The organism is Minwuia sp., assembly GCF_048007105.1.
In the GTDB taxonomy this organism is placed as follows: Bacteria; Pseudomonadota; Alphaproteobacteria; order Minwuiales; family Minwuiaceae; genus Minwuia.
This window is the reverse complement of the sequence record NZ_CP180352.1, coordinates 4,412,324-4,434,904: the sequence shown is the minus strand read 5'-3', so window position 1 is coordinate 4,434,904 and position 22,581 is coordinate 4,412,324. Positions and strand designations below refer to the sequence as shown.

Genomic DNA, 22,581 nt, shown 5'->3' with positions numbered 1-22,581 from the left:
GGCGGACGTCTGACGCATGATCGCCTACATCATCCGCCGCTTCCTGTTCATCATCCCGACGCTGTTCGTGATCCTGCTGGTGAACTTCGCCATCATCCAGTTCGCGCCGGGCGGGCCAATCGAGCAGATCATCGCCGAGATCCAGGGCACGGCGGTGGGCGCCGGCGCGCGTGTCACCGGGGCAGGCGGCAATGAGGCCTCGGGTGGCGGCGGCGGGCAGGGACCCGGCGGTGGCGCCGGCGACAGCTCCTACCGTGGCGCGCAGGGCCTGGATCCGGAATTCATCAAGGAACTGGAGAAGCAGTTCGGCTTCGACAAGCCGCTGCATGAGCGCTTCCTGCAGATGCTGGCGAACTATGCTGTCTTCGATTTCGGCGACAGCTACTTCCGCGACCAGTCGGTGATCAGCCTGGTGCTGGACAAGATGCCGGTCTCGATATCGCTGGGCCTCTGGTCGTTCCTGCTGGCCTATACGATCTCTATCCCGCTCGGCATCCGCAAGGCGGTGAGCGACGGTCAGCCGTTCGACGTCTGGACATCGACTGTCGTCGTGATCGGCTACGCCATCCCGGCCTATCTCTTCGCCGTGCTGCTGATCGTGCTCTTCGCCGGCGGCTCCTACTGGCAGATCTTCCCGCTCCGGGGGCTGGTGTCGGAGGACTTCGACGAGATGTCGACGCTGGGTCAGGTCGCCGACTATTTCTGGCATGTCTGCCTGCCAGTCATCGCACTGACCATCGGCGCCTTCGCCAACCTGACCATGCTGACGAAGAATTCCTTCCTGGATCAGATCAACCTGCAATACGTCCAGACCGCCCGCGCCAAGGGTCTGTCGGAGAACCGAGTGCTCTACGGGCATGTCTTTCGCAACGCCATGCTGATCGTGATCGCGGGCTTCCCGTCGGCCTTCATCGGCATGCTGTTCACCGGCACCTTCCTGATCGAGGTGCTGTTCTCCCTCGACGGGCTGGGGCGGCTCGGCTTCGAGAGCGTGGTCAACCGGGATTACCCGGTCGTCTTCGGCACGCTCTACGCCTTCACGCTGCTGGGGCTGGTGATGACGATCCTGCGCGACATCACCTACGCCTTCGTCGATCCGCGCATCGATTTCGAGGCGCGCGATGTCTGATGCCGCGATGCAGGATTACGGACCGCTCTCGGGCGCCGAGGTCCATCGTGTGATGGGCATCCGGGTCACACCGCTGAACAAGCGGCGCTGGCAGAACTTCAAGCGCAACCGGCGCGGTTACTGGTCGGCGATCATCTTCATGATCGTCTTCGTCCTCAGCCTGTTCGCCGAACTGATCGCCAACGACAAGCCGCTGATGGTCTCCTACGGGGGCGAGCTGAAGTTCCCGGTGCTGTTCGTCTACACCGACGAGGAGTTCGGCGGCTTCCTGCCGACCGAAGCGGAGTACCGCGAGGACTTCATGCGCGAGGCCCTGTCGGAAGGCGACAACTGGGCGCTCTGGCCGCTGGTGGAATACGACTACCGCACGCCCAAGGCCGAAGGTCCGTTCCCGCAGGCGCCCACGGCGGAGAACTGGCTCGGCACCGACGATCAGGGCCGGGATGTCATCGCCCGCGTGATCTACGGCTACCGGCTCTCGGTGCTGTTCGGGATCATGCTGACGATCCTGTCGACGATCATCGGAGTCTGCGCGGGCGCGGTGCAGGGCTATTACGGCGGCTGGCTGGACCTGATCGCCCAGCGCTTCATCGAGATATGGGAAGGGATGCCCTTCTTCTTCATCATCCTGATCTTCTCGGCGCTGTTCGTGCCCGGCTTCTGGACCCTGCTGTTCATTCTCCTGCTGTTCAGCTGGACGGCGCTGGTGGCCGTGGTCCGCGCAGAGTTCCTGCGCGCCCGGAATTTCGACTATGTCCGCGCGGCGCGCGCGCTGGGCGTCGGCAACGGCGTGATCATGTTCAAGCACCTGCTGCCCAACGCCATGGTCGCCACCATCACCTTCATGCCCTTCATCCTGACCGGCGCCATCACTTCGCTGACCGCGCTGGACCTGCTGGGCCTCGGCCTGCCGCCGGGCTCGCCCTCGCTGGGCGAACTGCTGGCCCAGGGCAAGGCGAACCTGCAGGCGCCATGGCTCGGCATCACCGGCTTCGTCGTCATCTCCTTCATGCTGACGCTGGTGATGTTCATGGCCGAAGCCGTGCGGGACGCCTTCGATCCCAGGAAGAGCTTCGCATGAGCAAGCTGCTGGAAGTCCGCGACCTCTCGGTCACCTTCAACACCGAGGCCGGGCCGATTGAGGCCGTGCGCCACAATTCCTTCGATCTGGAGCGCGGCAAGACGCTGGCGCTGGTCGGTGAGAGCGGGTCGGGCAAGTCGGTGACCGCGCTCTCGGTGATGCAGCTTCTGCCCTATCCGCGCGCCAGCCATCCCAGCGGTTCGATCAAGCTGGACGGCAAGGAACTGGTCGGCGCGCCGGACGGTTTCATGCGGACCATCCGCGGGCAGCGGATCTCGATGATCTTTCAGGAGCCGCTGTCGGCGCTGAACCCGCTGCACACCGTCGAGAAGCAGGTCGCCGAGGTGCTGCGCCTGCACCGCGGCATCGGCAAGGAGGCGGCGCGCAAGCGCGTGATCGAACTGCTGCATCTGGTCGGCATCCGTGATCCCGAGGGACGGCTGGCGGACTATCCGCATCAGCTCTCCGGCGGCCAGCGCCAGCGCGTGCTGATCGCCATTGCGCTCGCCAACGAACCGGATCTGCTGATCGCCGACGAGCCGACCACGGCGCTGGACGTCACCATCCAGGCGCAGATCCTCGACCTGCTGATCGACCTGCAGAAGCGCCTCGGCATGGCGATCCTGTTCATCACCCACGATCTGGGCGTCGTCCGGCGCATTGCCGACGAGGTCTGCGTGATGACGAAGGGCGATATCGTCGAGGCAGGGCCGACCGAGGAGATCTTCGAGAGACCGCAGCACGAGTACACGAAGATGCTGCTGTCGGCAGAACCGAAGGGCCGCCCGGTCCGCGACCCGGACGCTGCCGAGCCCGAAGAGGTCCTGACCGCCGGCGACCTCAAGGTCTGGTTCCCGATCAAGCGCGGCGTCTTCCGCCGCACCGTCGGCCATGTGAAGGCGGTCGACGGGATCGACGTCAGCATCCGCAAGGGCCGGACTCTTGGCGTTGTCGGCGAGTCCGGCTCCGGCAAGACCACGCTCGGCATGGCGCTGCTGCGCCTCATACGCTCCGAGGGACCGATCGTCTGGAAGGGGGAACGGATCGACGGTCACGGCTTCGGCGACATGCGACCGAAGCGGAAGGAGATGCAGGTCGTCTTCCAGGACCCGTTCGGCTCGCTGAGTCCCCGGCTTTCGGTCGGCCAGATCGTCGAGGAAGGCCTGCTGGTCCACAAGCTGGTCGGCGACGAGGCTGAGCGGCGTAACGTCATCGCCCGCGCGCTGGAGGAAGTCGGTCTGGAAGGCGACATGCAGGACCGCTATCCGCACGAGTTCTCGGGTGGTCAGCGCCAGCGAATCTCCATCGCCCGCGCCATCGTGCTGAAACCGGAATTCATCGTGCTGGACGAACCGACCTCGGCGCTGGACATGTCGGTGCAGGCGCAGATCGTCGATCTGCTGCGGGAACTGCAGGAGCGCTACGGCCTGGCCTACATGTTCATTTCCCACGATCTCAGGGTCGTCCGCGCGCTGTCCGACGACGTCATCGTCATGAAGGACGGCGTCGTTGTCGAAAGCGGCCCGACCGAGAAGATCTTCCAGACGCCGGAGACGCCGTACACCAAGACGCTGCTGGCTGCGGCCTTCGAGAACCGTGTGCTGAAGTAGGGGCCGCCGTTCAGGCCGGCGGCAGGCCCAGCACGGCTCTCAGCTTCGCCTCTATGGGCGCGGCCATGGCCTCGTGACCCGCCTGGTTCGGGTGAAGTACTCCCTGTTCATCGTCCTGCCGCGCGAAGGACGACTTGAACCCGTGGAACCAGGGGTCGCTGGAACAGACGCCATGTTCGCGGGTGAGCGCCGCAAGGCCGTCGACGAAATGCGCGCCTTCGGCCGCCGCCGCGTCGGCCAGGATCTCGTTCAGGGGGGTCAACACCTCCTCGAAGGCAAAGCGCGACTCGGCCCCGGTGACCTCGCTGGTGGCGGCGCCGAACGGAATGGCCATCCAGCCAATGCCCGTGCCGCCGGGATTCACCTGACCGGTCAGCACATCGATTCCGGCGATGAAGTTCTCGTTGTAGCGATTGCAGAAATTGCCGTTCTCGTTGCGGCTGGGGTCCGGGTAGCCGACCAGCAGGATGTGCCTGGGGTCCAGTTCCTCGCGGATGCGGCGGATTTCCCGTTCGACGCGGCCCTGCACCCGGTCGAAGCCGCCATAGGCGGACCGGAATATCCCGCCGCAGCCCGTGGGCAGGTCCGACGGGTCGTCATCGTCCTGGGCGTCGGTACATCCGTGCTGCAGCATCTCGGTGATGCCCGGGTCCTGGTGGCAGTCGGGATGGAAAGGTGTCGGCTTGGGCGTGACGCAGGCCTTCACGATACTGCCGAAGCCGAGGTCGTTCAGCCCGATGGACAGGATGACGACATCGATGCGCATCACCCCGTTCTCCGGGTCTTCGGCCCATGCCTTCGCGGTGGCGATCTGTCCTTCGCCGCAATAAGGCGACGGTGGCGCAGCCGGCGCCGGCAACTGGCAGATGTTCGCGTTGCCGCGTCGCGACAACCTGAGTCCGAAGCGCGTCGAGGCGCCGGAGCAGGCGAAGCTGGCGTAGATCTCCTCGTCGGAAAGCGTCCATGCATCGGTCACCGCGGCGACGGCGAAACGGTGCGCGTTGATGGCGGAGCGATGGCAGAGCCCGGACGCGAAGGCGGCGTTTTCCTGCCATTTGGCGCTTTCGTTCGCGGTCGCCAGCACGTCCGGATTGCCTTCGCCGGAGGCGAAGGAGTTGCCCATGGACACGATCACCAGCTGTGCGCCTTCCAGCACGTTCCGGGCCGCTTCGATGTCCTGCGTCTCGCAGCCCCCGAGTGCGATGCCGGCAAGCAGGATGGCGCCAGCGATGCCGCTTCGTCTCGACATGATGCGTCGGACCCCCGTTTGACTTTCCCCGGGGAAAGGATAGCACAATGTGCCGTCCGAGCCGCGCCGACGCCCATCCACGGAGATCCCGATGCCGACCATGCTGTTCCGATCCAACGCCGACCGGGCCGACTGGTGGCGGGAAACCGTCATGGGCGAACTGCCCGAGCTCGACTTCCGCATCTGGCCGGACGCCGGTGAGTTGGCGGATATCGACTACGCCCTGGTCTGGAAGCCGGAGACCGGATTGCTGGCCAGCCTGCCGAACCTGCGGGCGATCTTCTCGCTCGGTGCGGGGGTCGATCACATTTTCGCCGACGCCGAACTGCCGAAGCATGTGCCGGTCTGCCGGGTCATCAACCCGAACATGGCGCTGAGAATGCGCGAATGGGTGGTGATGCAGACCCTGATGCATCACCGCCGGCACCGCGAATACGACCGGCAGCAGAGGATGAAGGTCTGGCAGGAACTGCCCCAGCCCCACGCCGGCGAGCGCAAGGTCGGCATGATGGGACTCGGCGAACTTGGCGGTGATGCCGCGCGCTATCTTGCCATGCTGGGCTTCGACGTCGCGGGCTGGTCCCGGACGCCGCGCGAGGTCGAGGGTGTGACGGGATATCATGGCGCCGACGGGCTCGACGCCTTCCTGGCGCGGACCGAGATCCTGATCTGCCTGCTGCCGCTGACCGACGCCACGCGGGGGATCGTGAACCGCGGCCTGCTGGCGAAGCTGCCGCGCGGCGCCAGCTTCATCAATGCCGGCCGCGGCGGACATGTGGTCGAGGCCGACCTGCTGGCGGCGCTGGACGAGGGGGACATCTCGGAAGCGTCGCTGGACGTCTTCCAGACCGAGCCGCTGCCCGCCGACAGCCGGTTCTGGGACCATCCGCAGGTGACGGTGACGCCGCACATCGCGGCCTTCTCCGACCCGCGGGCGCTGGTGGATCAGGTTGTCGAGAACATTCGCCGCGACCAGGCCGGGGACCCGCTGATCAACACGGTCGACACCGGCCGCGGCTACTGAGCCGTCCGGTCTTCCAGTCCGTCGGCCAGCGCTTCCAGCCGGCGGGCGATCTCGTCCATCCGTGGATCGGCGCCGGTCGACATGTTGCCCCGCGCCGAATCGAGTTCGTCATAGGCGGTGGCCAGATCGTCGGCGATCAGCAGGGCGGTCATCAGCATCAGCCGGCTGTCGGGGACACGCGCGCCGCCATCGACCAGTTCGTTGGCGCGGCGGTCGACATAGGCCGCCAGTTCGCGGACCCGGTCTTCCTCGCCGTCGCCGCAGCCGATCAGATGATCGCGCCCGTTCACCGTCACCTTCACCTGGGGCACGGCCCTATCCCTTCTCGATCAGGTCAAGCTGTTCCAGCGCGCTGTCGACGCGGACGGCCAGCTGCGCGGCCTCCCGCCTGAGCCGCGCCTTTTCCTCGGCCGCTTCCGCCAGTTCCGCGCGGAGCGACGCGTTTTCGGCACGGAGGCTCTCCAGTTCGACCGAGTCGGCCTCACCGGCCGGTTCTGCGGCGGTTCGACGCATCAGACCCCCGGCCCTGATCTTCTCGACGCGCTCCAGCGCCTTCAGCGCACGGCTTACGGGGTCGGTGGGGCTCTGGGGTTCGGAACTCATGCAGGATTATCGTCGCTTGCGTATGACGTTAGGGCTTTTCCCTAACATGCCACCATAAAAACATCCCGGATTTGCGGTCAACCGCGGACGGTGCCTGCGGTGACGCCGGGCAATATTTGAGCGGGTCTACAGGTTGACGGTTGCGATGCGCGTCGGCATTTTGCCGCGCGATTCCGGGGGGGTACGCGGCCGCCAGAGGGCGATCATCCCTCGAACCCCCTGCCGGGTGGCAAGGTTCCGGGGACCCCGACGTCCCGCAATACCGAGGTCCATAAGTAATGAGTGTTGATCCGCGCGAGATGGCGAACGCCATCCGGGCCTTGTCGATGGACGCGGTCCAGCAGGCGAATTCCGGCCATCCGGGCATGCCGATGGGTATGGCCGATGTGGCGACCGTGCTGTTCTCGAAGCACCTGTCCTTCGACCCGCGCCGTCCCGACTGGCCCAACCGAGACCGCTTCGTGCTCAGCGCCGGCCACGGCTCGATGCTGCTCTATTCGCTGCTCTACCTGACGGGCTATGCGGACATGACCATCGACGAGCTGAAGAATTTCCGCCAGTTGGGCGCGCGGACGGCCGGCCATCCCGAATACGGCCACGCCACCGGCATCGAGACGACGACCGGCCCGCTGGGCCAGGGACTCGCCAACGCCGTCGGCATGGCGCTGGCCGAGCGCATTCTCGCCGCCCGTTTCGGCGACGAGGTCGTCGATCACTACACCTACGCGATCGCCGGCGACGGCTGTCTGATGGAAGGCATCAGCCAGGAGGCGCTGAGCCTCGCCGGGCATCTGAAGCTCGGGAAGCTGATCGTGCTCTGGGACGACAACGGCATCTCCATCGACGGCGCCGTGAACCTGGCCTGCTCCGACGACCAGATGGCGCGTTTCGCGGCCTCCGGCTGGCATGTGCTGGACTGCAACGGCCACGATCACAAGGCCATTGCCGACGCCATCAGCGCCGCCAAGAACGAGCCGCGGCCCTCGCTGATCGCCTGCAAGACGACCATCGGCTACGGCGCGCCCAACAAACAGGGCACGGCCGCCACCCACGGCGCACCGCTGGGCGACGAGGAGATCGAGGCGGCGCGCGAGCATCTCGGCTGGCCGCATGAACCCTTCACGGTGCCCGATGACATTCTCGACGCCTGGCGGCTGGTTGGCGCCCGCGGCGCCTCCAAGTCCGCGGCCTGGGATGTGCGTCTCGCCGAGATGGACCAGGAGCGGCACGAGAACTTCAAGCGGGCCATGAGCGGCCGTCTGCCGGAAGGCTGGACCAAGGGCCTGGACGCGCACATCTCCCACCTGCTGCAGGAGAAGTCGAACGTCGCCACCCGCAAGGCCTCGCAGATGGCGCTGGAAGCGATCCAGCCGGCCCTGCCGGAACTGATCGGCGGCTCGGCGGATCTGACCGGTTCCAACCTGACCCGGACCGGTTCCATGACGCCGGTGCAGGCCAACGACTACGCCGGATCCTACGTCTACTACGGCATCCGCGAGCACGGCATGGCGGCGGCCATGAACGGGATGGCGCTGCATGGCGGCGTGATTCCCTATGGCGGCACCTTCCTGGTCTTCACCGACTACTGCCGCCCGTCGATCCGTCTTTCGGCGCTGATGGGCAAGCGGGTGATCTACGTGATGACCCACGACTCCATCGGTCTTGGCGAGGACGGGCCGACGCATCAGCCGGTGGAGCATCTCGCCTCGCTGCGTGCGATGCCGAATGTGCTGGTCTTCCGGCCCTGCGACGCTATCGAGACGGCCGAATGCTGGCGCCTGGCGCTGGAGCACGAGACCGGCCCGTCGATCATGGCCCTCTCGCGTCAGGGCACGCCGCTCCTGCGCAAGGAAGCCAGGCCCCAGTCCCAGAAGGGCGCCTATGTCATCGATCAGGCCAATGACACCGCCAAGGTGGTGCTGATCGCCACGGGCACGGAAGTTGCGCTGGCCGTTGAGGCGAAGAAGCAGCTGCAGACCGACGGTGTGCCGACCAGCGTGGTCTCCATGCCCTGCGCCGAGCTGTTCGATCAGCAGGATGCGGACTACCGCAACTCGATCCTGCCGCCGGATGCCGTGAAGGTTGCCGTCGAAGCCGCTTCCACCTACGGCTGGGAGCGCTATGTCGGGGATACCGGTGCGGTAGTCGGCATGACCGGTTTCGGCGCTTCGGCGCCCGCGCCTCAGCTATATGACTTTTTCGGCATCACTGCCGCACAGGTGGTCAAGGCGGCGAAGGACTGCCTGGACAAGAAATAGAAGGAAGGAAGCATGACTCTACGTGTCGCTATCAACGGATTTGGCCGGATCGGCCGTCTGGTGCTGCGGGCCATGGCGGAAGCCGACCGCGACGATATCGAAGTCGTGGCGATCAACGATCTCGGCTCGATCGAGGCGAACGCCCATCTGTTGCAGTACGACACGGTCCATGGCCGTTTCCCGCACAAGGTGAAGGCCACGGACACCGGCATGGACTACGGCAAGGGCGAAATCCGCGTCCTCGCCGAGCGCGACCCTGCCAAGCTGCCCTGGGGCGAGATGGGCGTCGATATCGCCTTCGAATGCACCGGCATCTTCACGGCCCGCGACAAGGCGGCCATGCATCTGGACGCCGGCGCGAAGCGCGTTCTGGTCTCCGCGCCCGCCTCCGGCGCCGACCTGACCGTCGTCTACGGCGTCAACCATGACAAGCTGACCGCCGATCACACGGTCGTCTCCAACGCCTCCTGCACCACCAACTGCCTGGCGCCGGTCGCACAGGTGCTGAACGATACGGTTGGGCTGGAGAAGGGCTTCATGTCCACCATCCACGCCTATACCGGCGACCAGCGGACCGTGGACACGCTGCACAGCGACCTGCGCCGTGCCCGTGCCGCCGCGTCCTCGCTGATCCCGACCTCGACCGGCGCGGCGAAGGCCGTCGGCCTGGTGCTGCCGGAGCTGGCGGGCAAGCTGGACGGCACCGCGATCCGCGTGCCGACCAACAATGTGTCGCTGATCGACCTGAAGTTCACCTCGTCGCGTCCGACCACCGTCGAGGAGATCAACGAGGCGATGAAGGAAGCCGCAGCCGGCCGTCTGGCGGGCGTGCTGGAGGTGAATGACGAGCCGCTGGTCTCGATCGACTTCAACCACAATCCGGCCAGCTCGACCTTTGACCTGACCCAGACCCAGGTCATCGACGGCAACTTCGTGCGCGTGCTGAGCTGGTACGACAACGAGTGGGGCTTCTCCAACCGGATGAGCGACACCGCCCTGGCCATGGGCAAGCTGCTCTGATCCGGGACTGAGGCCTATGAGCGGTTTTCGAACTCTCGACGACGTCGCCGTCGCCGGACTGCGGGTGCTTGTCCGCGTCGATCTGAACGTGCCGATCCAGGATGGCGAAGCTGCCGACCTGATCCGGATCGAACGGGTGGCGCCGACCATTCTGGAGCTTTCCGACAAGGGCGCGCGGGTGATCCTGCTCGCCCATCTCGGACGTCCCAAGGGCGAGCGCAATCCGGAGATGTCCCTGAAGCCGGTGGCCCGAGCGGTTCAGAAGGTGGTCGGACGGCCGGTCGCGTTCGCCAGTGACTGTGTCGGCGATGCGGCCGAAAAGGAAGCCGCCAAGCTGGGCAATGGCGACATCCTGCTGCTGGAGAACACCCGTTTTCATGCCGGCGAGGAGAAGAACGACCCGAAGCTGGCGAAGGAGATGGCAGCGCTGGGCGACCTGTTCGTCAACGATGCCTTCTCCTGCTCCCACCGTGCCCATGTGTCGACCGAAGGGCTGTCGAAGCATCTGGAAGCTGTTGCCGGACGCTGCATGCAAGCGGAACTCGAGGCGCTGGAGCGGGCGCTGAGCAACCCGGAGCGGCCTGCCGCGGCGCTGGTCGGCGGCGCAAAGGTGTCGACCAAGCTGGACGTTCTCGACAATCTGACCGGCAAGGTCGACATGCTGATCATCGGCGGCGCGATGGCGAACACCTTCCTGCTGGCCATGGGCAAGCAGATCGGCAAGTCGCTGGCCGAACCCGATCTGGTGGCCACTGCACAACGCATCATGACCACTGCAAAGTCGAACGGTTGCGAGATCGTGCTGCCGGTTGATGCGGTCGTCGCGTCTGCGCTGGAAGCCGACGTCGAAACGGAGACCGTCGACATCGATTCCATGCCCGAGGACCGGATGATCCTGGACGTCGGCCGCCGCAGCATCGCCGAAGTCATCGCGCGGCTCGGCGAATGCCGGACGCTGATGTGGAACGGGCCCATGGGCGCCTTCGAGGTCCCGCCGTTCGACAAGGCGACCGTGGAGATCGCCAGGGCCGCCGCAGAGTTGACGAAAAAGGGTACACTGCTGTCCGTCGCCGGTGGCGGAGACACGGGCAGGGCGCTGAACCACGCCGGTGTCACGGACGGGTTTTCCTACGTCTCGACGGCCGGCGGCGCGTTTCTTGAGTGGATCGAGGGCAAGACGCTGCCGGGCGTTGCGGCCCTGCAGGACTGAGTATCAGCGGAGAGACTGACAGATGAGCGACCGTGACCTGAAAGCCATTGCCGAGAAGATCGTTGCCGACGGGCGCGGCGTTCTGGCCGCCGACGAATCCACCGGCACCATCAAGAAGCGCTTCGACCAGATCGGGGTCGACAACACCGAGGAAAACCGCCGCGACTACCGCGAGATGCTGTTCCGCGCCGCGGGCCACGGCAAGTACACCGGCGGGGTCATCCTGTTCGACGAGACGCTGCGCCAGTCGGCGGCCGACGGCACACCGCTGGTCGAGCTGCTCCGCGCCGAAGACGTCGTTCCGGGCATCAAGGTCGATCAGGGCGCCAAGCCGCTGGCCGGCGCGCCGGAGGAGACCGTCACCGAAGGGCTGGACGGGCTGCGCGAGCGCTTCGCCGAGTATCGTGGCCTGGGCGCCGACTTCGCCAAGTGGCGGGCGGTGATCAAGATCGGCGCGGACATCCCGAGCGACTACTGCATCGACGCCAACGCCCATGCGCTGGCCCGTTACGCGGCGCTGAGCCAGGAGGCCGGCATCGTCCCGATCGTCGAGCCCGAGGTGCTGATGGATGGCGATCACGATCTGGCGCGCTGCCAGGAGGTCACCGAGGACACGCTGGATGCGGTCTTCAACGCCCTCTACAGGCAGCGGGTCGAGCTGGAAGGCATCCTGCTGAAGCCGAACATGGTCATCTCCGGTCAGGACGCGTCCAGCCGGGCGGGCGTTCAGGATGTGGCGGCCGCCACGTTGGCGACGCTGAAGCGCTGCGTCCCCTCGGCGGTGCCGGGCATCGTGTTCCTCTCCGGCGGCCAGTCCGAGGAAGAGGCGACCGAGCATCTGGACGCCATGAACCGGATGGGCCCGCTGCCCTGGAAGCTCAGCTTCTCCTACGGCCGTGCCCTGCAGCAGTCGGCGCTGAAGGCCTGGTCGGGCAAGACGGAGAACGTGGCTGCCGGCCAGCGCGCCTATCTGCACCGCGCCCGCATGAACTGGGCCGCGGCCCGCGGCGAATGGGCCGCCGAGATGGAGAAGGCGGCCTAGAGACCGTCGATCTCGGCGATCGCCCAGGTTTCGGCGGCGGCGTCCTGCCGCCACTCCTGCATGTAGCTGTGGTCCCACACCGCGCCGCAATAGGCGCGGATGTCGTCGGGCATGCCGTCTCGATATGACAGGAAGCGGCTGACGACCGGCGCGTACATGGCGTCGGCCGCGCTCCAGGCCCCGAACAGGAAATTGCCGCCGGCGCCGAAGCGGTCCCGGCAGTCGCGCCAGATCGCGTCGATCCGGGCGATATCGGCCGAAGTCGCATCGTCCGGCGGCAGGGCCTGTCCCATGCGCTTCAGGTTCATCGGCCAGGCCCCGCGCAGCGCCTGGAAGCCGCTGTGCATCTCCGCCGAGACGGAGCGCGCCACGGACCGCGCCGCAAAGCCTGACGGCCAGATCCCCGCGCCTGGCGCCCGCTCGGCCAGATATTCGGCCATTGCCAGGCTGTCCCAGACCAGCAGGCCGTCATCGATCAGCAGCGGCACCTTGCCGGCCGGCGAATGGGCGCGGATCCGCGCGGAGGTGTCGGGCTGGCGCAGTGGTAAGACCTCGATCTCGAGCGGCAGACCGCTCTGCCGCGCCAGCAGCCAGCCGCGCAGCGACCATGACGAGTAGATCCGGTTCCCGATGACGAGTTTCATGCCGTGTCCCCTGCGAAAGTCCGGAAGATACCGCGTTGATTCGAAAGGGACAGTCTACATCCCGTATGCATCTCTGATTCGTTATCCACAAGATATTGTGTCTTCTGGCCAGAATCGCGTTGGCCCGACCTGCCCCTTCCCGTATCTTGTGGGTGCTGCAAATGCCTATCACGAAATGTGGATGGAGGGAGTGATGTCGGCAGGTTGGACAGACGAACGGGTGTCGCGCTTGAAGGAGCTTTGGGGCACTGGCATGACGGCGGCTCAGATCGCCGACGAGCTGGGCGATGTCACGCGCAACGCCGTCATCGGCAAGGCCAACCGGCTGGGGCTGTCGAAGCCCGGCCGACCGCGCGCGCCCAAGCCGAAACCGGCGCGGAACCGGACGCTGAACCGTCCGATCCAGCCCAGGCCCGAAGTCCGGGACGAGTTGCCGCCCGAGCCGCTCGCGCCGCCGCCGCCGCCGGGCGCGCTGCCGCAGCACCGCCGCTGCCAATTCCCGATCGGCCATCCGGGCGAGGACGATTTCCATTTCTGCGACCACGAGACCGAGACCGGCAAGCCCTACTGCGCCTATCACTGCCGGGTCGCCTACCGTCAGCGCGTCGCCGCGGCCTGACCTGTTGCTGCCGGCGCCGGGGTTTCACCTCCGGCGCCGGCGCTGCGACCGCCGGCCACATGGGCCGGCCGGGCCCACCGCGCCATTTTCCCGCGCATGGGAACACATGATTTCGCCGATCAGGAACCGCGCTCGATCCTGCAGTCGCTGGTGCGCGGGCTCAGCCGCCGCTGTCCCAGCTGCGGCGAAGGCCGCTTGCTCCACAGCTATGTGAAGGTGAACGATCATTGCCCGGCCTGTGGCGAGGCGATGCATCATCACCGTGCGGACGACATGCCGCCCTACCTGACGATCTTCATCGTCGGTCACCTGATCATACCCTTCGTGTTGATGACCGAGCAGGCCTACGCACCGCCGACCTGGGTGCACTGGATGCTCTGGATCCCGCTGGTCATCGTGCTGTCGCTCTGGCTGCTGCCGCGCCTGAAGGGCGCCGTCGTCGGGCTGCAATGGGCCAACCGCATGCACGGCTTCGGCGGCGAAGAGGACCTGCCGGTCGAGCCCTGACCCTGTGATCTAGTGGATGTCCGCGGGGCTGTGGTGGGTGTCCAGATCGCGGAAGATGGTGAATTCCGGCTCGAAGAAGACCTCCACCGTACCCGTCGGGCCATGGCGCTGCTTGCCGATGATGACCTCGGCGCGGTTGTAGATCTGCGCCATCTTCTCCTGCCACTTCTCGACCTCGGCGAAGTTCTCCTCGTCCGGCTTGTCCTTCTGGGCGTAGTAGGCCTCGCGGTAGACGAACATCACCACGTCCGCGTCCTGCTCGATCGAACCTGACTCTCTGAGGTCGGAGAGCTGCGGGCGCTTGTCGTCGCGCTGCTCGACCTGACGGGAGAGCTGGGAGAGCGCCAGCACCGGCACGTTCAGCTCCTTGGCCACGGCCTTCAGGCCCTGGGTGATCTCGGTGATTTCCTGCACCCGGTTCTCGACCCGCTTCTGTCCCGAGGGGCGCATCAGCTGGATGTAGTCGATGATGATCATGCCGAGGCCGTGCTGGCGCTTCAGCCGCCGTGCGCGGGAGCGGAGCTGGGCGATGGAGATGGCCGGCGTGTCGTCGATGTAGAGCGGCAGTTCGGTCAGTTCCTGCGTGGCGGGGACGACCTGGTTCATGAAGGCGTTCTTGTCGATCCGGCCGGTGCGCAGATCGTTGGAACTGATCCGCGTCTGCTCCGAGACGATACGGGTGGCCAGCTGTTCGCGGCTCATTTCCAGGCTGAAGACCCCGACGACGGCGCCCTCGGCGTCGACGATATCGCCGGCGTCGTTGTAGATGGGCCGGTAGGCGCGGGAGGCGTTCAGCGCGATGGTCATGGCGAGCGACGACTTGCCCATGCCCGGGCGGCCCGCGAGGATCACCAGATCGGTGCGGTGCATGCCGCCGAGACGCTGGTCCAGATCGCGCAGCCCGGTGGTGACGCCGACCAGCTGGCCCTCGCGCTTGTAGGCCGCCTCGATGCGGTCGAGGCTCTCGCCGATGGCGATGCGGAAGGATTTGAGATCGTTCTTGGCCTCGCCGGCCTCGGCGAGCGAATAGAGGCGGGACTCGGCGTCCTCGATCTGCGTCGTCGCGGTGTCGTCCAGGTCCGCGGTGCGGCTGCGGTCGGCCATCTCCTCGCTGAGCAGGATGATCTGCCGGCGGAGGAAGAGATCGTAGAGGATGCGGGCGTATTCCTCGGCCCGGATGATGGTCACCGCGCGAGCGGTCAGATCGATCAGATAGCCGGCGCCGCCCATCTCGGTCATTGCCTCGTCCTGTTCGAAGCGCATCTTCAGCGTCACCGGATTGGCCAGTTCGCCGCGTTCGATCAGGGTCAGGATGGCCTCGTAGATGCGGCCGTGGAGCGGCTGGAAGAAGTGCTCCGGTCTGAGAAAATCCAGCACCCGGGCCGCCGCGTCATTGTTGTAGAGCAGCGCGCCGAGCAACTGTTGCTCGGCCTCCAGATTGTGCGGCAGGACCTTGGGCGCGTCTTCGGCGGACTCGTCGCCGGTCGGCGCTTCGCCGGGGAAAGGTGCGATGTTGTCGGACATGCGATGACCCTACCATGAACCGGCTCGGCGGCCCCACCGCAAGCACATGGCCCCCGCCTGTGGAAAGCGGGGGCCATGTTATTCACCTGTGGAAAAACAGGGGGATAGATCGGCCGGATCAGGTCGAGGTGGCGTCCGGCTTGATCTCCTTCTTCTCGTCCTCGTCGAAGGTCTCGCGGACCGAAATCGACGGCGTCGCCGACGGCGTCCTTGAAGCTGTCCCAGGTCGAGGCGGTGGCCTCGCCAGCGTCCTCGAGGCGCTCGGCGATGGTGTCGCGCAGTTCCTTCAGCCGGGCCCGCTCGTCCTCGGTCGCGGCCCTGGCCTCGTCGGCCTGTTCCTCGGCCTCGGCGCCAAGCTCGTCGATCTTCCGGTCGATGGTGGCGATCAGGTCCTCGCCGGCCTCTACGGCGGCGTCCTTCTGCTCGATGGAGAAGTCCTTGAACTCTTCCCACGACTTCTCGACCTTTTCCGAGAAGGTCATCTCGCCATCCATCTTCGCGCCATGACTCTCCGCGGAGGCGGAGAGGGGCATGAGCAGGGCGGCGGCGATCGCGCCGGCGGCAAACGTGGTCTTCCGGTTCATCATCCTCTTGTTCCTTCTTGGTTACGATGACGATGTCCGGGATATGGTGGCGCACCCGCCCCTTTTGCAAGGTGCGGGCCGCCAACTTGTTGAAAGATTGAGGCTTTCTACTTGATCTTCTGCGCCGCGTAGATGCGGTTGTGGGTCGGGCTGATCACCAGCTCGTTGATGCAGACATGGGCCGGAAGAGCGGCCAGCCAGGCGATCACCTCGCCCATGTCGTCCATCTGCACCATCTTCTCCTTCTCCTCCATCGGCGGCGGCACCGGCAGGGCATCCATGATCGGCGTGTAGACCTCGCCGGGGCAGAGCGCGGTGCAGCGGATGCCGTTGGAGCCTTCCTCCATGTTGATCAGTTCGTTCATGGCGCTGACCGCGTGCTTGGCGGCGTTGTACGCCGCGCCGGCGAGATAGGCGGGCCAGCGGCCGGCCCAGGAAGAGACGTTGATGATCAGCCCGCCGCCCTGCGCGCGCATCATCGGCAGGACCGGATGCAGACACTGAAAGACGCCGTTCACGTCCACGTCGATGACCTTGCGCCAGTCGGCGACGCTGAGCACGTCGGTGTGCCGGTCCTTCACGTTCAGGCCCGCATTGTTGACCAGCACGTCGACCCGGCCGAGCTTGTCCCTGATGCGGGCGGCGACTGCCGCGCAGGCGTCCGGATCGGAAACGTCGAGTTGTTCGATGACGCAACTGCCGCCCGTTGCTTCGATCTTTGCCGCGGTGTCCTGCAGCGGTTCCATGCGGCGTCCGCTGGCGATGACGGCATAGCCTGCCGCGGCCAGCGCGACGGCGCCGGCCTGACCGATGCCCGTGCCCGCCCCGGTGACCCAGGCGGCCTTCTGCTGATTGTCGTTCATGCGATCCTCCCTCTGATCAGGGGAGGATATGTGGAAACCGCCTGCCGCGGCCAGCCGGTCAGAGATCGTAGATCAGATGCGGCAGCTCCCGGCCCGGGATCGACTGCGACGGCGTCATGCCCACAAGGCGCGCACCCATGCGCTGATAGAAATCCAGCGCATTCGGGTCGGCGTCGATGGTGAAGCGGGCCTCGCCCGTCTTTCGCGCCCGCTCGACGACGGCCTCGAAGAGCTTCCGGCCCAGACCGGTGCCGATCTCTGCCGGATCCACGAACATGTCGCAGAGCTCCATTTCGCCGTCCGTCCAGGCAAGTCCGGCCATGCCGGTCACACGGCCGTCGCGTTCGGCAACCAGCATGACCCGCTCGCCGATGATCTCCGGCGTCAGCGTCAGTTCGTCGACGCAGGCGGCCATGAACTCGGCGTCGTAGCCCCAGTGCGCCTTCGACGTCAGGGCGAGGGCGGTGAGGACGGCATGCTCGTCCGGGTGAGCATCTCGGATCATGACGGGACTCCCGTGGGGTCGATCGTGGCGCGTGGCCTCAGCCGGTGAAGATGGTTGCAAGGTCGGCCAGCAGCAAGCCGATACAGCTGATCGCGCCCGCGGCGGGGACCCAGGCCGGGACTGAAAATCCGGCCGGTCGGGCGCGGCCTTCGCCGAACTTGATCCGCAGCAGCGCGAGATTGGCGAGGGTGAACACGGTCAGCGCGATGCGCGATGTCCACTCCGCCAGGTGCTCCAGAGGGAAACCCAGCGCCAGCACCAGGACGCAGGCGGCGGCGGTGAAGGTGGCCGTCAGCGGCGTTCGCGTGCGGGCGTTGATGTTGCCGAACATGGCGGGCGCGCCTCCCTGCCGGGAGAGACCGTAGAGCACCCGGGACGCCATGATGATCTGGATGATGACGCCGTTCAGCGTGGCGACGATGGCGATGGCGGTCACCGCGGTCGGCGAGATGCCGGTGACACGGTCGAACAGCAGGCTGACCGGCGACCGCGACGCCGCCAGCTCGTCCAGCGGGAGCGACAGGACCGCGACCGTCGCGACCAGGAAGTAGATGGCCGTTGCAACCACGAGAGTGATGGCGATGGCCCAGGGCAGGGTGCGTTCCGGGCGCTTCACCTCCTCGGCCAGATTGACGATGTCCTCGAAGCCGATGAAGGCGAAGAAGGCCAGCAGTCCGGCCCCGGCTATGCCGATCCAGGGTGCGATGCTGTCGATCGGGGGAAGAACTGACGGCAGGCCGGACACGATCCCGGGCGACTGATCGAACCCGGCCCAGATGATCACGATCAGCGCGCCGGCCTCGACGAGGGTGAAGAGGCTCGCGAAAGCGACGGACTCGACGATGCCCCAGGCGGCGACGGCGGTGACGAAGACCACCACGGCGACGATCAGCAGGGGTTCCGGGACGCTGACGAATTCCAGGATGTAGCCGACGCTGCCGGCGGTGATGGCGGCCGACGAGACGATGCCGGAGCCGATGACGAGATAGCCTGTTACCGCCGACAGCGTCTGCGACCGAAGGCCCTCGCGGACATAGGCGGCTTCGCCGGCGCTGACTGGAAATCTGGCCGAGAGTTCGGCGAAGGATGCGGCGCTGAAGGCCATCACGACGGATGCGGCGACGAAGGCGAGAGGCGCATGGACGCCGGCCTCGGCGGCCGTCGCCGACAGCAGCACATAGATGCCGGCGCCGATGGTGACGCCCAAGCCGTACAGCACCACCAGCGGAAGTGACAGGGATCGTTTCAGTTCGGCCGTCACGCAACCCCTCCGGCCCTATCGTGGATGATGGTGGAAGGATGAGCCTCAGGCTGCCTGGCAATCAATCGGACGCCCTGTCACGCCGACCGGAAACGGAAAAGCCGCCGGCGTGAACCGGCGGCTTCCCGAAATCCCGAGGACGGCGGTCAGGTTCGACCAACCGCCCCAGGGGGTATCTGGCGTTGGCTACGCCGCGTTGTAGCCGAGCATGGCCTTGATCTCGAGGAACTCCTCGAGGCCGTGCTCGCCCCATTCGCGGCCATTGCCCGACTGCTTGTAGCCGCCGAAGGGCGCAAAGGTGTCCGGCATGGCGCCGTTGATGTGCACATTGCCGGTCCGGAGCTGGCTGGCGACGCGGGATGCGGCCTCCGGCGAACCCGAGACGTAGCCCGACAGGCCGTAGATGGTGTCGTTGGCGATGGACACTGCGTCTTCCTCGTCCTGGTAGCCCAGGATCGACAGGACCGGGCCGAAGATCTCCTCGCGCGCGATGGTCATGTCGTTGGTGACGTGGGTGAAGACGGTCGGCTTGGCGAAGTAGCCCTTGTTCAGCCCGTCCGGACGGCCCGGGCCGCCGGCGGCCAGCTTGGCGCCTTCTTCCATGCCCTTCTCGATCAGGGCCTGCACCTTGGTCCACTGCACGTCCGACGACAGCGGGCCCATGGTGGTGGCTTCGTCGGCCGGATCGCCGACCTTCACCTTGGCTGCGGCGGCTGCGGCGATCTCGCCGGCCTCGTCGATGCGGTCCATCGGCACCAGCATGCGGGTGGGCGCGTTGCACGACTGGCCGGTGTTGCCGAAGCAGGACATGGCGCCGCCGAAAACGGCCTTCTGGAAGTCGGCGTCCTCCAGAATGATGTTGGCCGACTTGCCGCCCAGCTCTTGCGCCACGCGCTTGACGGTCGGCGCGGCGTTCTGCGCCACCGAGATGCCGGCGCGGGTCGAGCCGGTGAAGGAGACCATGTCGATGTCGGGATGGCTGGAGATGGCCTCGCCGACGCCGGGACCGTCGCCATTGACCAGGTTGAAGACGCCGGCCGGCACACCCGCGTCATGCAGGATCTCGGCGAAGACCAGACCGCTCATCGGTGCGATCTCGGACGGCTTCAGCACCATGGTGCAGCCCGCGGCCAGCGCCGGGGCGACCTTGGCCGCGATCTGGTTCACCGGCCAGTTCCACGGCGTGATCAGGCCGCAGACGCCGATCGGCTCCTTGGCGAGACGGGTCGTGCCCTTGTCCTCGTTGAACTCGTAGTTGGCAAGGATCTTCGACACGGTCTTGAAGTGGCCGATGCCGGTCGCCGCCTGGACCTTCTCGGCCAGTGTCTTCGGCGCGCCCATCTCCATGCGGATGGCCTCGGCCATCTCGGCATAGTGCGCCTTGTAGCTCTCCAGGATCGCGGCGATCAGCTCCAGCCGCTCTTCCTTGGTGGTCTTCGAGAAGCTGGTGAAGGCCTTCTTCGCCGCCTGGACCGCCTTGTCGACGTCCTGCCCATTGCCCAGGGCGATGGAGGCGAAGGCTTCCTCGGTGGCGGGATTGACGACCTCGAGGGTCTTCAGCTCGACCGGATCGACCCAGGCGCCATTGATGTAGAACTGATGCTTCTCGATCATTCTCGTTCTCCCTGATCGGATGGGCGGGCATCCTCCCCGGATCCCGCCGGAAATCTTGCGCGGCGCGGGCGCGCCACCGTGGGCGCATGATTCCCAGAAAGCGCCGCGCGAGGCAAGGGCAGGGGCGGCATGCCATTGTTCGCTCTGGAACAGGGCTCGCCGGCTGCCTTCGGGCTATCATCGTTGCGCTGCACAGGAGGGGACCGATGAGCGCACCCGGCAATGCCATCCCGAACTCGGGCGTCGACCGCCTGATGCTCGGCTTTTCCAACCTGAGGGAGACCCGCGAGCGGCGTCCCATGGTGCTGGTGCAGGGCGAGGGCGTCTTCGTTGTCGACGAGGACGGACGGCGCTTTCTCGACGCCAGCGCCTCCTTCTACTGCGCCGCGCTGGGTTACTCGAACGAACGGCTGCGCGCGGCCGCCATGAAGCAGATGGGCGAGATGCCCTTCTATGTCTCGGCGCAGCAGCGCACCGTGCCGGCGGTGATCGAGCTGGCGGAACGGCTGGCGGCGCTGGCGCCTGTGGACGACGCCCATGTCGCCTTCGGCGCAACCGGTTCCGAGGCCAACGAGTTCGCCCTCAAATTCATGCGCTACCGCAACGTCTACCGCGGCAAGCCGGAGAAGCGGAAGGTGATCAGCCGGACCGGCAGCTATCACGGCGGGACGCTGATGACCGCCGGTCTCGGCGGTTCGAAGACGCTGCACGACGCCTTCGCCCTGCCGATGGAGGATCATCTGCTGGTCAGTCAGCCGGACTACTTCAACAACCGCCTCGACGGCGAGACCGAGGCCGAATTCACCGACCGCCTGATCGCGGAACTGGAGGATGTCATCGCCACGGCCGGGCCGGAGAGAATCGGCGCTTTCGTTGCCGAACCGCTCAGCTTTTCCGCCGGGCTGGTGATCCCGCCGGCGGGTTATTTCGACCGCGTCGCCGCCCTGCTGGCCGAGCACGACATCCTGTTTGTCGATGACGAGGTGATCACGGGCTATGGCCGCACGGGCCGCATGTACGGGGCCGAGACGCTTGGCTTCCGGCCCGACATCCTCTGTTCGGCCAAGGCGATGAGCGGCGCCTATTTCCCGATCTCCGCCACCATTGTCCAAGGTGGCATCTACCGCGATCTGGAAGCGCACAGCGACCTGCAGGGCATCTTCGCCCATGCGGGCACCTATGCGGGTCATCCGGTCGGGGCGGCGGTGGCGCTGGAGATGCTGAAGATTATCGAGGAGACCGACCTGCCCGGCGCGGTTCGGGCGAAGGCCCCGCATTTCGCCCGGCGCATCGAGGTGCTGGCGGATCACCCCGCGGTGGCGCAGGTGCGCACGATCGGGCTGGCTGGCGCAGTTCAGTTGCAATCATCCGAGAGCGGCACCGGCGCGGCAGGGGCGCTGGCGGAGACCGGCAAGAAGCTCGCGGCTGCGGCCGAGGCGCGCGGCCTCATCATCCGCGTCACCGGCCCCAGCGCGGTGATCGCCCCGCCGCTGATCATCTCCGAAGAAGAGATCGACCTGCTGTTCGACCGCTTCGCCGAAGCCCTGGACGAGGTGACGGCGGGCTGAAAGCCCTACCGGAACGCCGGGCCGTGTACCCAGGTGGTCATCGAGTAGCGGGAATGGCGCGTCATCGGGGTGACCCGGTGCGGCGTGAAGCTCGGGAACAGCGTGGCCGTGCCGAGCTTCCGGGAAACCGTCCGGGTCTGCCCGTCGGCGTTCAGTTCCAGGTTGCCGCCTTCGTAACTCTCGTCCGCGCTGAGCTGGACGACCAGGGTGAGCTTGCGCCGCGCGGCGAACTGGCCGTCGCCCATGTCGACATGCCAGTCGAAGTGGCCGCCCTGCCCGGCATCGTACCAGGCGACCTGGGCCTTCTCGGCGAACTCGGTGAGGTCGAAGCCGAAATGCTCCCGGTTCGCCGCGATGACCGTGTCGACCAGCCTGTCGAAGATCCAGACGGACTCGCCTTCCGAGTCCAGCCAGGCGATCCGCGCGCGGCGGATGTTGTCGTTCATCTCGCCCCGCACCAGGCCGGCGTCAGCGAAAAGGCGGCTCTCGACGACCCGGATGATCTCCCCGCATTCCTGCAGGTCGAAGACGTCGTCGATTTCAAGCGGTGTCAGCATTGTGGTCGAGCTTTCGAAGCCAGCCGCCGGCCGCCGCATGACGGGCCTGGAGGGAGCAAGGTCGGGTCCTATAGGCGATCGGGACGGGCCGCGCGCGTGCGCCAGCGAC

The 22,581-nt window shown here is 66.4% G+C and carries 22 protein-coding genes; 12 read left to right on the top strand and 10 right to left on the bottom strand.

Going from position 1 to position 22,581, the window contains the following annotated elements; all coding sequences use genetic code 11:
* Nucleotides 1–16 precede the first annotated feature (16 nt).
* From ACMVY4_RS21555 to ACMVY4_RS21545, 3 genes are read left to right on the top strand one after another with little or no spacing between them, the layout of a single operon-like run.
* Entirely contained in the window at nucleotides 17–1,129 is a 1,113-nt protein-coding gene (locus ACMVY4_RS21555) for a microcin C ABC transporter permease YejB (RefSeq protein ID WP_416897998.1), read from the top strand.
* Nucleotides 1,122–2,210: an ABC transporter permease gene (locus tag ACMVY4_RS21550; RefSeq protein ID WP_416897997.1), complete on the top strand. Its 1,089-nt coding sequence runs from the start codon at nucleotides 1,122–1,124 to the stop codon at nucleotides 2,208–2,210. The genes ACMVY4_RS21555 and ACMVY4_RS21550 overlap by 8 nt, the downstream gene beginning before the upstream one ends.
* On the top strand, nucleotides 2,207–3,820 hold the full coding sequence (locus tag ACMVY4_RS21545; protein ID WP_416897996.1) for an ABC transporter ATP-binding protein: 1,614 nt from the start codon (nucleotides 2,207–2,209) through the stop codon (nucleotides 3,818–3,820). Before ACMVY4_RS21550 ends, ACMVY4_RS21545 begins: the two co-directional genes overlap by 4 nt.
* A gap of 10 nt (nucleotides 3,821–3,830) precedes the next feature.
* Here the strand turns inward: ACMVY4_RS21545 and ACMVY4_RS21540 are convergent, their stop codons facing one another.
* Nucleotides 3,831–5,069: a GDSL-type esterase/lipase family protein gene (locus tag ACMVY4_RS21540; RefSeq protein ID WP_416897995.1), complete on the bottom strand. Its 1,239-nt coding sequence runs from the start codon at nucleotides 5,067–5,069 to the stop codon at nucleotides 3,831–3,833.
* Between the two features lie 91 nt (nucleotides 5,070–5,160).
* Here ACMVY4_RS21540 and ACMVY4_RS21535 point away from each other — a divergent pair, with 91 nt between their 5' ends.
* A complete protein-coding gene (locus ACMVY4_RS21535; RefSeq protein ID WP_416897994.1) occupies nucleotides 5,161–6,093 on the top strand; it encodes a 2-hydroxyacid dehydrogenase in 933 nt (310 codons plus the stop codon).
* Here ACMVY4_RS21535 and ACMVY4_RS21530 read toward each other — a convergent pair.
* The gene (locus ACMVY4_RS21530) at nucleotides 6,087–6,404 is read right to left on the bottom strand and encodes a cell division protein ZapA (protein WP_416897993.1); all 318 of its coding nucleotides are present in this window, start codon (nucleotides 6,402–6,404) and stop codon (nucleotides 6,087–6,089) included. The genes ACMVY4_RS21535 and ACMVY4_RS21530 overlap by 7 nt on opposite strands.
* Before the next feature lie 4 nt (nucleotides 6,405–6,408).
* Nucleotides 6,409–6,696 carry a hypothetical protein gene (locus tag ACMVY4_RS21525; RefSeq protein ID WP_416897992.1) on the bottom strand — a complete coding sequence of 96 codons (288 nt, stop codon included), beginning with the start codon at nucleotides 6,694–6,696 and terminating at the stop codon, nucleotides 6,409–6,411.
* A gap of 278 nt (nucleotides 6,697–6,974) precedes the next feature.
* On the opposite strand from ACMVY4_RS21525, the gene tkt reads away from it, so the two are divergent.
* From tkt to ACMVY4_RS21505, 4 genes are read left to right on the top strand one after another with little or no spacing between them, the layout of a single operon-like run.
* Complete coding sequence (tkt, locus tag ACMVY4_RS21520; RefSeq protein ID WP_416897991.1) at nucleotides 6,975–8,954, top strand: transketolase; 1,980 nt, start codon at nucleotides 6,975–6,977, stop codon at nucleotides 8,952–8,954.
* A gap of 12 nt (nucleotides 8,955–8,966) precedes the next feature.
* Nucleotides 8,967–9,974 carry a type I glyceraldehyde-3-phosphate dehydrogenase gene (gene gap, locus ACMVY4_RS21515; protein ID WP_416897990.1) on the top strand — a complete coding sequence of 336 codons (1,008 nt, stop codon included), beginning with the start codon at nucleotides 8,967–8,969 and terminating at the stop codon, nucleotides 9,972–9,974.
* Between the two features lie 16 nt (nucleotides 9,975–9,990).
* Nucleotides 9,991–11,184: a phosphoglycerate kinase gene (locus tag ACMVY4_RS21510; protein WP_416897989.1), complete on the top strand. Its 1,194-nt coding sequence runs from the start codon at nucleotides 9,991–9,993 to the stop codon at nucleotides 11,182–11,184.
* Between the two features lie 22 nt (nucleotides 11,185–11,206).
* Nucleotides 11,207–12,226 carry a class I fructose-bisphosphate aldolase gene (locus ACMVY4_RS21505; protein ID WP_416897988.1) on the top strand — a complete coding sequence of 340 codons (1,020 nt, stop codon included), beginning with the start codon at nucleotides 11,207–11,209 and terminating at the stop codon, nucleotides 12,224–12,226.
* Here the strand turns inward: ACMVY4_RS21505 and ACMVY4_RS21500 are convergent.
* Complete coding sequence (locus ACMVY4_RS21500) at nucleotides 12,223–12,870, bottom strand: glutathione S-transferase family protein (protein ID WP_416897987.1); 648 nt, start codon at nucleotides 12,868–12,870, stop codon at nucleotides 12,223–12,225. The genes ACMVY4_RS21505 and ACMVY4_RS21500 overlap by 4 nt on opposite strands.
* 175 nt (nucleotides 12,871–13,045) lie before the next feature.
* Between ACMVY4_RS21500 and ACMVY4_RS21495 the strand changes: the two genes are divergently transcribed.
* Nucleotides 13,046–13,489, top strand: coding sequence for a GcrA family cell cycle regulator (locus ACMVY4_RS21495; protein ID WP_416897986.1), 444 nt, complete (start codon nucleotides 13,046–13,048; stop codon nucleotides 13,487–13,489).
* Between the two features lie 96 nt (nucleotides 13,490–13,585).
* Complete coding sequence (locus ACMVY4_RS21490; RefSeq protein ID WP_416897985.1) at nucleotides 13,586–13,996, top strand: DUF983 domain-containing protein; 411 nt, start codon at nucleotides 13,586–13,588, stop codon at nucleotides 13,994–13,996.
* Between the two features lie 9 nt (nucleotides 13,997–14,005).
* On the opposite strand, the gene ACMVY4_RS21485 is transcribed toward ACMVY4_RS21490, so the two are convergent.
* Nucleotides 14,006–15,520, bottom strand: coding sequence for a replicative DNA helicase (locus ACMVY4_RS21485; protein WP_416897984.1), 1,515 nt, complete (start codon nucleotides 15,518–15,520; stop codon nucleotides 14,006–14,008).
* 14 nt (nucleotides 15,521–15,534) lie between these two features.
* On the opposite strand from ACMVY4_RS21485, the gene ACMVY4_RS21480 reads away from it, so the two are divergent.
* Nucleotides 15,535–16,134, top strand: coding sequence for a hypothetical protein (locus ACMVY4_RS21480; RefSeq protein ID WP_416897983.1), 600 nt, complete (start codon nucleotides 15,535–15,537; stop codon nucleotides 16,132–16,134).
* 77 nt (nucleotides 16,135–16,211) lie between these two features.
* Here the strand turns inward: ACMVY4_RS21480 and ACMVY4_RS21475 are convergent, their stop codons facing one another.
* From ACMVY4_RS21475 to ACMVY4_RS21460, 4 genes are all read right to left on the bottom strand, one after another.
* Nucleotides 16,212–16,967: an SDR family oxidoreductase gene (locus tag ACMVY4_RS21475; protein WP_416897982.1), complete on the bottom strand. Its 756-nt coding sequence runs from the start codon at nucleotides 16,965–16,967 to the stop codon at nucleotides 16,212–16,214.
* Nucleotides 16,968–17,025: 58 nt separating this feature from the next.
* Nucleotides 17,026–17,472: a GNAT family N-acetyltransferase gene (locus ACMVY4_RS21470; RefSeq protein ID WP_416897981.1), complete on the bottom strand. Its 447-nt coding sequence runs from the start codon at nucleotides 17,470–17,472 to the stop codon at nucleotides 17,026–17,028.
* 37 nt (nucleotides 17,473–17,509) lie between these two features.
* Nucleotides 17,510–18,733, bottom strand: coding sequence for an APC family permease (locus ACMVY4_RS21465; RefSeq protein ID WP_416897980.1), 1,224 nt, complete (start codon nucleotides 18,731–18,733; stop codon nucleotides 17,510–17,512).
* 186 nt (nucleotides 18,734–18,919) lie between these two features.
* A complete protein-coding gene (locus ACMVY4_RS21460) occupies nucleotides 18,920–20,347 on the bottom strand; it encodes an aldehyde dehydrogenase family protein (RefSeq protein ID WP_416897979.1) in 1,428 nt (475 codons plus the stop codon).
* A gap of 206 nt (nucleotides 20,348–20,553) precedes the next feature.
* Here ACMVY4_RS21460 and ACMVY4_RS21455 point away from each other — a divergent pair, with 206 nt between their 5' ends.
* Nucleotides 20,554–21,915 carry an aspartate aminotransferase family protein gene (locus tag ACMVY4_RS21455; RefSeq protein WP_416897978.1) on the top strand — a complete coding sequence of 454 codons (1,362 nt, stop codon included), beginning with the start codon at nucleotides 20,554–20,556 and terminating at the stop codon, nucleotides 21,913–21,915.
* Between the two features lie 5 nt (nucleotides 21,916–21,920).
* Here ACMVY4_RS21455 and ACMVY4_RS21450 read toward each other — a convergent pair whose 3' ends face one another.
* Entirely contained in the window at nucleotides 21,921–22,472 is a 552-nt protein-coding gene (locus tag ACMVY4_RS21450; RefSeq protein ID WP_416897977.1) for a 2OG-Fe(II) oxygenase, read from the bottom strand.
* Nucleotides 22,473–22,581 lie beyond the last annotated feature (109 nt).

Coding starts and splice junctions, on each gene's coding strand:
- ACMVY4_RS21555 (WP_416897998.1), top strand. CDS start 17: ATGATCGCCTACATCATCCGCCGCTTCCTGTTCATCATCCCGACGCTG.
- ACMVY4_RS21550 (WP_416897997.1), top strand. CDS start 1,122: ATGTCTGATGCCGCGATGCAGGATTACGGACCGCTCTCGGGCGCCGAG.
- ACMVY4_RS21545 (WP_416897996.1), top strand. CDS start 2,207: ATGAGCAAGCTGCTGGAAGTCCGCGACCTCTCGGTCACCTTCAACACC.
- ACMVY4_RS21540 (WP_416897995.1), bottom strand. CDS start 5,069: ATGTCGAGACGAAGCGGCATCGCTGGCGCCATCCTGCTTGCCGGCATC.
- ACMVY4_RS21535 (WP_416897994.1), top strand. CDS start 5,161: ATGCCGACCATGCTGTTCCGATCCAACGCCGACCGGGCCGACTGGTGG.
- ACMVY4_RS21525 (WP_416897992.1), bottom strand. CDS start 6,696: ATGAGTTCCGAACCCCAGAGCCCCACCGACCCCGTAAGCCGTGCGCTG.
- tkt (WP_416897991.1), top strand. CDS start 6,975: ATGAGTGTTGATCCGCGCGAGATGGCGAACGCCATCCGGGCCTTGTCG.
- gap (WP_416897990.1), top strand. CDS start 8,967: ATGACTCTACGTGTCGCTATCAACGGATTTGGCCGGATCGGCCGTCTG.
- ACMVY4_RS21510 (WP_416897989.1), top strand. CDS start 9,991: ATGAGCGGTTTTCGAACTCTCGACGACGTCGCCGTCGCCGGACTGCGG.
- ACMVY4_RS21505 (WP_416897988.1), top strand. CDS start 11,207: ATGAGCGACCGTGACCTGAAAGCCATTGCCGAGAAGATCGTTGCCGAC.
- ACMVY4_RS21500 (WP_416897987.1), bottom strand. CDS start 12,870: ATGAAACTCGTCATCGGGAACCGGATCTACTCGTCATGGTCGCTGCGC.
- ACMVY4_RS21495 (WP_416897986.1), top strand. CDS start 13,046: ATGTGGATGGAGGGAGTGATGTCGGCAGGTTGGACAGACGAACGGGTG.
- ACMVY4_RS21490 (WP_416897985.1), top strand. CDS start 13,586: ATGGGAACACATGATTTCGCCGATCAGGAACCGCGCTCGATCCTGCAG.
- ACMVY4_RS21485 (WP_416897984.1), bottom strand. CDS start 15,520: ATGTCCGACAACATCGCACCTTTCCCCGGCGAAGCGCCGACCGGCGAC.
- ACMVY4_RS21480 (WP_416897983.1), top strand. CDS start 15,535: ATGAACCGGCTCGGCGGCCCCACCGCAAGCACATGGCCCCCGCCTGTG.
- ACMVY4_RS21475 (WP_416897982.1), bottom strand. CDS start 16,967: ATGAACGACAATCAGCAGAAGGCCGCCTGGGTCACCGGGGCGGGCACG.
- ACMVY4_RS21470 (WP_416897981.1), bottom strand. CDS start 17,472: ATGATCCGAGATGCTCACCCGGACGAGCATGCCGTCCTCACCGCCCTC.
- ACMVY4_RS21460 (WP_416897979.1), bottom strand. CDS start 20,347: ATGATCGAGAAGCATCAGTTCTACATCAATGGCGCCTGGGTCGATCCG.
- ACMVY4_RS21455 (WP_416897978.1), top strand. CDS start 20,554: ATGAGCGCACCCGGCAATGCCATCCCGAACTCGGGCGTCGACCGCCTG.
- ACMVY4_RS21450 (WP_416897977.1), bottom strand. CDS start 22,472: ATGCTGACACCGCTTGAAATCGACGACGTCTTCGACCTGCAGGAATGC.